This window comes from Mastigocoleus testarum BC008 (assembly GCF_001456025.1).
In the GTDB taxonomy this organism is placed as follows: Bacteria; Cyanobacteriota; Cyanobacteriia; order Cyanobacteriales; family Nostocaceae; genus Mastigocoleus; species Mastigocoleus testarum.
Genome location: NZ_LMTZ01000029.1, coordinates 20,920 through 30,237, shown reverse-complemented (window position 1 = coordinate 30,237; position 9,318 = coordinate 20,920). Strand labels below are relative to the sequence as shown.

At 39.4% G+C, this 9,318-nt stretch carries 7 protein-coding genes; 5 read left to right on the top strand and 2 right to left on the bottom strand.

What is annotated here, in order from left to right:
• Window positions 1-68 precede the first annotated feature (68 nt).
• Window positions 69-485: a hypothetical protein gene (locus tag BC008_RS06405; protein WP_027845156.1), complete on the bottom strand. Its 417-nt coding sequence runs from the start codon at window positions 483-485 to the stop codon at window positions 69-71.
• A gap of 460 nt (window positions 486-945) precedes the next feature.
• On the opposite strand from BC008_RS06405, the gene BC008_RS06400 reads away from it, so the two are divergent.
• The 4 genes from BC008_RS06400 to BC008_RS06385 all read left to right on the top strand — a co-directional run bounded on the left by BC008_RS06400 (window position 946) and on the right by BC008_RS06385 (window position 6,560).
• Window positions 946-2,373 (top strand): sensor histidine kinase, encoded by a 1,428-nt coding sequence (locus BC008_RS06400; RefSeq protein ID WP_027845155.1) that lies wholly within the window; start codon window positions 946-948, stop codon window positions 2,371-2,373.
• Window positions 2,370-2,822 carry a response regulator gene (locus BC008_RS06395; protein WP_027845154.1) on the top strand — a complete coding sequence of 151 codons (453 nt, stop codon included), beginning with the start codon at window positions 2,370-2,372 and terminating at the stop codon, window positions 2,820-2,822. Before BC008_RS06400 ends, BC008_RS06395 begins: the two co-directional genes overlap by 4 nt.
• A gap of 15 nt (window positions 2,823-2,837) precedes the next feature.
• Window positions 2,838-5,123, top strand: a complete 2,286-nt coding sequence (locus BC008_RS06390; protein ID WP_027845153.1) for a hybrid sensor histidine kinase/response regulator — start codon at window positions 2,838-2,840, stop codon at window positions 5,121-5,123.
• Window positions 5,124-5,531: 408 nt separating this feature from the next.
• On the top strand, window positions 5,532-6,560 hold the full coding sequence (locus BC008_RS06385; protein ID WP_027845152.1) for a sodium:calcium antiporter: 1,029 nt from the start codon (window positions 5,532-5,534) through the stop codon (window positions 6,558-6,560).
• A gap of 7 nt (window positions 6,561-6,567) precedes the next feature.
• On the opposite strand, the gene BC008_RS06380 is transcribed toward BC008_RS06385, so the two are convergent.
• Window positions 6,568-7,020 (bottom strand): hypothetical protein, encoded by a 453-nt coding sequence (locus BC008_RS06380; RefSeq protein ID WP_153009535.1) that lies wholly within the window; start codon window positions 7,018-7,020, stop codon window positions 6,568-6,570.
• A 143-nt stretch (window positions 7,021-7,163) separates the two neighbouring features.
• On the opposite strand from BC008_RS06380, the gene BC008_RS06375 reads away from it, so the two are divergent.
• On the top strand, window positions 7,164-9,284 hold the full coding sequence (locus tag BC008_RS06375) for a M3 family metallopeptidase (protein ID WP_027845150.1): 2,121 nt from the start codon (window positions 7,164-7,166) through the stop codon (window positions 9,282-9,284).
• Window positions 9,285-9,318 lie beyond the last annotated feature (34 nt).

Genomic DNA, 9,318 nt, shown 5'->3' with positions numbered 1-9,318 from the left:
TCTCTTCTTTGACAAGCTATGATTTTATCCTTGAAGCTCTATTTTATGAAGCATTATTATATGCATCTTCATAGAGAATTGGTATTAATCCCATTACCTGCGGAATCATCATAACCTACAGCTTCCCTATAAAGATTGTTTGATTTACAAGAACATATAAATTTTCCGTCAGTTTTCTTTGCTATGTTTGCTACTCTTCTCTTAGTTTCTACTACTAATAACGGTTTGTTATATTGGTCGTAGATCATGAAATCGGGTTGTAATCCACCTTCGATAGAGGGATTTACTTCGCAGCGTTCGCCATAAGTGCGTCTTTTCGCAGGAAAACCTAAAAAATTCCACAAATGATTTGTAAAATGGAAATTTAACTGACTTTCAGATACATTTTTATCAAGAGAGGACCATTTGTCGAGCAAATTATTAATGCTCATTTTACCCACCTCATCAAAAGCTGTCGCTGTTCCTGAAACGAATTCACTGACCATATTTTGAGACTCTTGTTAGCTATGCTCATATGTTTTCCTATCTACACATATCTTCAAATCACAAGATTTCACTTCCGTATTTCTAGCTAAAAAAAAGTGACAGAATAAAATTCGTCACACATGAATTAGAAAAAATCAATAATTAACTTGAGTATTTGTTAAATTTCTGTCCCCCAAAGCAAACAGAATAAAATCTGTCACAGATGCTGGAAAAATTTTTTAGATATAAACTCAGTTCAATTTCTGTTACCTGTTTCCGAATACTGTTAATTAACCTTATTTCCCCGTTAAATAACTTATGTAACTACTTGTTATATTTCCCAATCGATAGCTAATGAGCGTGTTAACCTAGGCACATATATTAAAGGTTCAATAACAGTTCGGAGTAAATAAATAACAAAGCTAAACTAAGGTTTTGCCTAAATTTTAAAGTATCTGCTAAGCTAGCTGGCTAAGAATAATGAAACCAGAGAAATTGGCAAGTTTGCGGAACTTATGTCGAAATGAGGCGGCATTTGAAAAGATAAAGTATATCATAGCAGACGAAGTCCAAAACTTAGAATACAAACTGGAACGAGCATATTTTGAGCTAGAGCAGCTGAAAGCACTTCTGCGCGCTATTGCTCGCCTACGAGAACCCTTAGATCTCGAAACAATTTTTAAAGCCACAGCAGTTGAAGTTCGTCAGCTTTTAGCAGCAGATCGAGTGGGTATGTTTCGTTTTTATCCAGACTCGGGATGGGACGATGGTGAATTTGTTTCAGAAGACGTAGATCCGGCTTTCAGTTCGGCTATGGAGCAAAAAATTCACGATCACTGTTTTGGAGAACAATTTGCAATTTATTATCAACAAGGTCGAATTCAAGCAGTTGCAGATATTTACAATGCAGGACTAAGTGATTGTCACATTGAGGTTCTGTCTCAATTTCAGGTACGGGCAAACCTAGCAGTACCATTATTACAAGATAAACAATTGTGGGGATTACTTTGTATCCATCAGTGCAAAGAAACCCGTGAATGGAAAGAAACCGAAATCGATTTTGTAACCCAGATCGCCGGTCACTTAGGAATTGCTCTGCAACATGGCAAACTTTTAGCAGAACTGCAAGCAGAAGTGATGGAAAGACAACAAGCCCAACAAGCAGTTCAGGGTTTAAATCAAGAATTACAGAAAACTGTAACTGAATTGGAAGTGGTAAATAAGGAACTAGAAGCCTTTAGTTACTCAGTATCTCACGATCTACGAGCGCCGTTACGCAGTATTGATGGCTTCAGCCAGGCTTTGCTGGAAGACTACCCGGATAACTTAGACTTAACTGGACAAGACTACTTGCGAAGAATCAGATTAGCCACTCAGCGAATGGGACAACTGATTGACGATCTCCTCAAGCTATCGCGGGTAACCCGTAGTGAGATGCATGTAGAGTCAGTGAATCTAAGTTTTTTAGCTAACAAGATTTGTACTGAATTACAAGAAAACGCATCAGAACGACAAGTTGAGTTTAAAATCCATAAAGATTTAGTAGCCAAAGGGGATATTCGTCTGCTACAAGTATTACTGGAAAACTTACTTAATAATGCCTGGAAATTTACCTCTAAGGGAATTAAAGCACAAATCGAGTTTGGCGAAATGTCTCCCAAAAGTGATATTCCAGTTTACTTTATCCGAGATAATGGTGCGGGCTTTGAAATGAAATATGCTAACAAGTTATTTGCACCGTTCCAACGGTTACATCATATGAATGAGTTCCCAGGTAATGGTATTGGTTTAGCTACGGTACAGCGCGTTGTCCATCGGCATGGTGGTAGAGTATGGGCAGAAGCTACTGTAGAGCAAGGAGCCACTTTTTACTTCACTTTGAGACCAGAGGGAGTGGGCGGGGCATGAGCATCAGAGATAAAATCATTCTTCTGGTGGAAGATAACCCCGATGATGAAGCTTTGGCAATTCGAGCTCTCAAACGCAATCACATCATTAATGAAGTTGTAGTAGCTCATGATGGCGTTGAAGCTTTAGATTATTTATTTGGTACCGGTATCTACTCTCAACGGAATACTAGCCTTCAACCTGCTGTAATTTTGCTAGATTTAAAACTTCCTCGGGTTGATGGTATTGAAGTTTTACGTCGCTTGCGCGAAGATGAACGGACTAAGCTATTACCTGTGGTGATTTTAACCACCTCTAACGAAGAACGCGATATGCTTAATAGTTATAGCTTGGGATGCAATAGCTATGTCCGCAAACCTGTAGATTTTCTTCAGTTTTCGGAAGCAATCCGGCAACTGGGAATGTACTGGCTACTGATGAACGAACCGCCGCCTTCTAAGGCTAAATAACGGAAATGAGTCAACATGAGCCGTCACCTAAATGTACTAATTATCGAGGATTCTGAAGATGATACTCTTCTAACCTTACGGGAATTACGTCGGGGTGGATACAGCTTGGATTATGTTCGAGTAGATACTCCGACGGCAATGCAAGCGGCGCTGGAAGAACGCACGTGGGATATTGCGATCGCAGATTTCAGCATGCCTGCTTTCAGTGGCTTGGAAGCCCTAAAACTCCTCCAGAGATATAACTTAGATTTACCATTTATTGTAGTATCTGGCACAATTGGCGAAGATGTTGCTGTTGCGGTAATGAAAGCCGGAGCTCATGACTACTTGCTCAAAAGTAATCTTACCCGTTTAGTACCTGCAGTGGAGAGGGAAGTCCGGGAAGCGAGAGAAAGACGTAAAAGACATAGCACCGAACAAGCATTACAGGAAAGCGAAGAACGATTTCAAACCCTCTGCAACTCAGCACCCTTGGCAATTTTCCAAACTGACTGTCAAGGAAGGCGCACTTACAATAATCCTTTGTGGCATGACATTTCTGGTTTGAGTGAGGAAAGAAGTTTGGGGTATGGTTGGGCTGATGCAATTCACCCGGAAGAACGCTTAGGAGTCCTTAAATCCTGGGAACATACAGCATCAAAACAAGGGTCTTGGGTTCACGAACACAGACTTTTGACTCAGCAAGGTGAAATCCGCTGGGTGCGTGCTCTTGCTAGCCCCATGTACTCAACAGAAGGGAATTTCCTCGGTCATGTAGGGACAGTTGAAGATATTACAAAGCAAAAGCAAGCTGCACAGAGGATATACGAACAAGCTGCACTCTTGGATATATCAACGGATGCAATTTCTGTATGTGACCTGGAAAATCAAATACTATTCTGGAACAAAGGTGCCGAACGTTTATATAAGTGGAAGTCACAAGAAGCTATCGGTAAAAATGCTGAACAAATTTTGTATAACTCGGAAGAAAGTTTAATATTACGTAGAAAAATACAAGCAATACTAGCTAAAGATGGTAAGTGGCAAGGCGAATTAGAGCAAGTTAGCAAAGGCGGGAAAAAAATTGTCGTTGAAAGTCGCTGGACGCTTATATATGATGAAGTAAATAAGCCTAAATCTATCCTAATAGTTAGTACTGATATCACTGAAAAAAAACAATTACAAGCGCAATTTCTTCGAGCCCAACGTCTGGAAAGTTTGGGAGCTCTCGCTGGTGGTATTGCCCATGATTTTAATAATATTTTGACCCCTATTTTAGCAGTTGCTCAACTTTTATCCTTCAAATTTCCCAATCTTGATGATAATAACAAGCAACTGTTAGCCATATTAGAAGGTAGTGCCAAGCGTGGAGCCGATTTAGTTAAGCAAATCCTTTCTTTTACCCGGGGTGTAGAAGGAACTCGTACCACGATCCAACTGCGACACTTACTTGTAGATGTAGCACAGGTAGCAAAAAAAACTTTTCCAAAATTCATCGACACCCAAGTTAATATTGCACCCGATTTGTGGACAGTATTTGGAGATCCGACCCAACTCCATCAAGTACTTATGAACCTGGTAGTAAATGCTCGGGATGCGATGCCTGATGGGGGTACTCTGAGTATTAGCGCTGAAAATTTTTGGGTTGAAGAAGAATATGCTCGCATGCATGTAGATGCTTCAGTGGGCTCCTATGCTGCAATCGCGATTTCTGATACTGGGATGGGTATTTATCCTGAAATATTAGATCGTATTTTCGATCCTTTTTTTACGACAAAAGAGCAGGGTAAGGGAACTGGCTTAGGACTTTCTACTGCAATGAGCATTATTAGAAGTCATGGTGGTTTTGTAACCGTGTATAGCGAAGTAGGGAAAGGAAGTAACTTTAATGTGTATTTACCAAGCAGTCAAATAATTGAAACAGATACTCCAGCAGATGTAGAATTACCAGAAGGTAATGGAGAATTAATTTTAGTAGTTGATGACGAAGCTACGATTTGTGAAATCACTAAAAATACTCTTAATAGTCATAATTACAAAGTTTTAACTGCCAGTGATGGAATCGGAGCGCTTGCACTTTACGCCCAGCATAAGGAAAGCATCGGCTTAGTTTTAATAGATATGATGATGCCAGGGATCGATGGACCTTCCACTATTCTTAAGCTGCAACGCATTAACCCAAAAGTAAAAATTGTGGCAATGAGTGGGCTCGTAGCTCATAGTTCTACGATTCAATATCAAAACCTTCAAATTCAAGGATTTCTGTCCAAGCCTTTTACTACAGAAATATTACTTAATACTATTTCTTCTGCACTTAAGTAACTTTTCCCAGTCGAACAAGGTAAATAATTTCTACCTTTAATTTCCTATCTTAATAATTAGATAAATAAATCTAGAACCATAGCAATCCTAAGTCATTCATAAAAGTCAATTTTGTAGAGAGTTTACGTGCAACCTCTATACAGGATTAATCCGTTCACAAATATGCGGATAATTGCTGTGTATTTCTCAGATGTTTCCCGGTTAAATATTTCTTTTACCCCATCCTCTATTACCTTTAAAGTAAAACATAATATCCCAAATTATGTGCTTACCGCGACAAAAGCGATGGAAAAATAAAATGAAAATTAAAATATGACTTTATTGCATAACCTTTAAAATTTTCCTAGCCTATAGGCTTATTTCAAGATATTTATTTGCATATTAGCTAAAATTTATGACATATAAACAATGAATTTATTTTTATGGTTTTTAGTTTTACTTGGTGCTGTAATAGCTGCTCATTGGGGTGCAGATAAATTAGCAGAACCACTGCAAAAATTGCGTAAAAGGTGGGGTTTATCAGAAGCTGCGGCTGCGGCTTTTGTTGCTTTAGCTACAGCGAGTCCGGAAGTTGGTACTAATGTGGCTAGTGCTGTTGGTGGTCTTCAGGATATTGGACTAGGTAATTTGCTTGGTTCGAATATTATTTCTGTACCGGCGATCGTAACTGTTTCCTATATTGCTTCTATGGCTAATGCTAAAGATAACTCTCAAGTTACTTCTCAAAGTAATTCCAATAATTCGTCGTCAGATAACCCTCAAACACATGTCTTACGAGTAAAACCAGAAGCATTAACCGTGCAAGCAATTCCCTACTTATTAATTATTGCCCTAGCAGCCATACTAACTCTTCCTCAACCTTGGCGCGGGCTACAACCTATTGATGGTTGGATTATGTTAGTAGCTTACTTTATTTACTTAGCCCAAGCAGTTATGCGGGAAAGGCAAAATCATCAAACAGTAGAATGGGAAAAACAGGAAATCATAATTGCGATCGCTGGGATCTTATCACTTTGTTTAGGTGCATACTTGACCGTCAAAGCTACAGAAAATATCGTTTCTCTATTAGGAATTTCCCAACTAGTTGGTGGACTTTTTATTACATCTACCATGAGTATTGCACCAGAAGTTTTCGCAACCTGGAGTGTAGCCCGTAGCGGTCAGGTAACCGCTGCTACTACTAATGTGATTGCTGACAATACGGCAACAATGACCCTTGCTTTCTTTCCTTTAGCACTTGTAAGTCTGCCAGTAAAAGATTTACAACTATATTCATTTAACTTAACTTTTGTTGCTCTGCTGGGGATAATCTACGCAGCCGTAATTCACTGGGGTGCTCAAAAATACAGTTTTGAATTGTGGGAAGTAGTTGCACTCAATGGAGTTTATTTAGTTTACCTTGGTATTATGGTATTTGGCATACTTAATGTATTTTGAATCTTATCTAACTTCCAGGAATTAATGGTACGGGAAGACCAGCTTCTTTTAATAAAATATCGAATTCCTTGTTAAATTTTTTCAGTGCACTCCTTGCCTGTAAACCGTCAATAAATCGGAACAGACCCTTATTATTTAAATATTGTCTGTATTCTTTATTTAAGTTTGCAAAAGCACTTAGCGTTTTAATAGTTTGTTTCCTTAAAGGCGTTCCTTTTGGTGTAGTTTTAAGTACGGAATTCAGTACTTTACTTGTTCTTTCTAGTACTTTGCTTGCAGTTTGAATTGTACCTGGGCTGCGTTTATCTAATCTTGACAGGCTTATATAAATACTCTCACTAATGTTTTGTCCCCTCAAAACTCGAACAGTCTGGTTAAGAAATTCCTCCGTAATTGGGACTACTTCTCTTGCGACACCGGTAACATCTTGAACAACATCTCCAAAAATTCCAAATATCATAGTGACTACCATAATAACTACACAACTGAGACGATTTGGTCTCAATATCAAGGAATAAATAAGTTTTAAAAATAGAACTTAAATTTGCTATTATTCAATAATTTAATTATTACTCACACACAAAAATTATTACTCACACACAAATGGCCGAAAATACAAATATTTCTAATAATCCTTTACTTAAAGGTTCTGGTTTGCCCCCATTTACAGAAATTAAACCCGAACAGGTTGAACCTGCACTTGAGATATTGTTAAAAGACCTAGACACACAATTAACAACTCTAGAAACTAATATTTTAGAAACTAACATTGAACCAAACTGGCAGGCTTTAGTTGAGCCCCTTGAAGAAATTACCGAAGGTCTCACTTGGAGTTGGGGTGTTGTTAGTCATTTGATGGGCGTGCAAAATAGCCCCGAACTGCGTCAAGCTTATGAAGCTGTGCAACCCCATGTAATTCAGTTTTCTAACCGCCTGAGTCAAAGTCAACCCATTTACAATGCTTTTAAACAAATTCGCACCGGTGAAACCTGGAATACTTTAGATCCAGCCCAACAGCGGATTGTGGAATCTGCAGTCCGGGACGCCGAACTTTCCGGTGTCGGTTTGCAAGGTGAAGCGCGACAGCGATTTAATCAGATTCAAATGGAAATGGCGGAATTATCCACCAAATTTTCTAATCATGTATTAGATGCGACAAAGGCTTTTAGTTTAACTTTAACCACTAAAGAAAAGGTACAAGGTTTACCTCCTAGTTGGTTGAGTTTAGGAGCACAAGCAGCACGAGATGCAGGAGAAACTGCAGCTACTCCAGAAAATGGACCTTGGCGCTTAACTTTAGATATACCCAGCTATGGTCCTTTCATCCAACACAGCAAACGCCGCGATTTGCGGGAAAAAGCTTATAAAGCTTTTATTAGTCGCGCAACTGTTGGTGAGTTAGATAATAAACCCATAATTGATAAAATTTTAGTGCTGCGTCAGGAATTAGCACAGTTATTGGGTTATCCAACCTATGCTGCGGTAAGTCTGGCAAGTAAAATGGCTCCTAATGTGGAAGCTGTAGACAAACTTTTAGAAGAGCTACGCGGTGCTAGTTACGATGCTGCAGTTAAGGAACTTCAAGAACTTAAAGCTTTTGCAGCGAGCAAAGGAGCAGAAGAAGCTGACGATTTAAAACATTGGGATATCAGTTTTTGGTCGGAACGACAAAGGGAAGAAAAATTTGCTTTTACCCAAGAAGAACTACGTCCTTATTTTCCCCTCCCCCAAGTTCTTGATGGTTTGTTTGGGTTAGTTAAACGACTCTTTGGGGTTACGGTCACTCCAGCAGATGGAAAAGCTCCAGTTTGGCACAAAGATGTTCGTTATTTCCAGATTTCTGATGAAACAGGTACAGCGATCGCTTACTTTTATTTGGACCCCTATAGTCGTCCTGCAGAAAAACGTGGTGGTGCATGGATGGATACCTGTATTAACCGTCGCCAGATCGCCCAAGATGGGGATAATCACATCCAATTACCAGTCGCATATTTGGTATGTAACCAAACCCCTCCAGTTGACGATAAACCCAGTTTAATGACTTTCTATGAAGTAGAAACCTTATTCCATGAATTTGGTCATGGCTTGCAACATATGTTGACGAAGGTAAATTACTCTGCTGCTGCAGGTATCAATAACGTTGAATGGGATGCAGTAGAATTACCCAGTCAATTTATGGAAAACTGGTGTTATGACCGACCAACCTTGATGGGGATGGCGAAACATTACCAAACAGGTGAAGTACTGCCAGAAGAATACTATCAAAAACTATTAGCAGCCAAAAACTACATGAGTGGTAGTGGTATGCTCAGACAAATTCACTTCAGCATCCTGGATATTGAACTACATCACCGCTATCAACCAGGTGGTAACGAAACTCCTTGGGATGTCCGTTCTCGAGTTGCTCAGACCACCACTGTTCTACCACCTTTACCCGAAGATGCATTTTTATGTGCATTCGGTCATATATTTGCTGGTGGATATGCGGCGGGATACTACAGTTATAAATGGGCTGAAGTCTTGAGTGCTGACGCATTTGCTGCATTTGAGGAAGCAGGTTTAAATGATGAAGTTTCCGTAAAAACTACAGGTAAGCGTTACCGCGAAACCATATTAGCACTCGGTGGAAGCAAGCACCCCATGGAAGTATTTGAATCTTTCCGGGGACGCCAACCAAGTACTGAACCTTTACTCAGACATAACGGTTTAGCAAGCGTAGGTTAATGCATTGATTTCAGCAACTTAGTTTGAACAATTC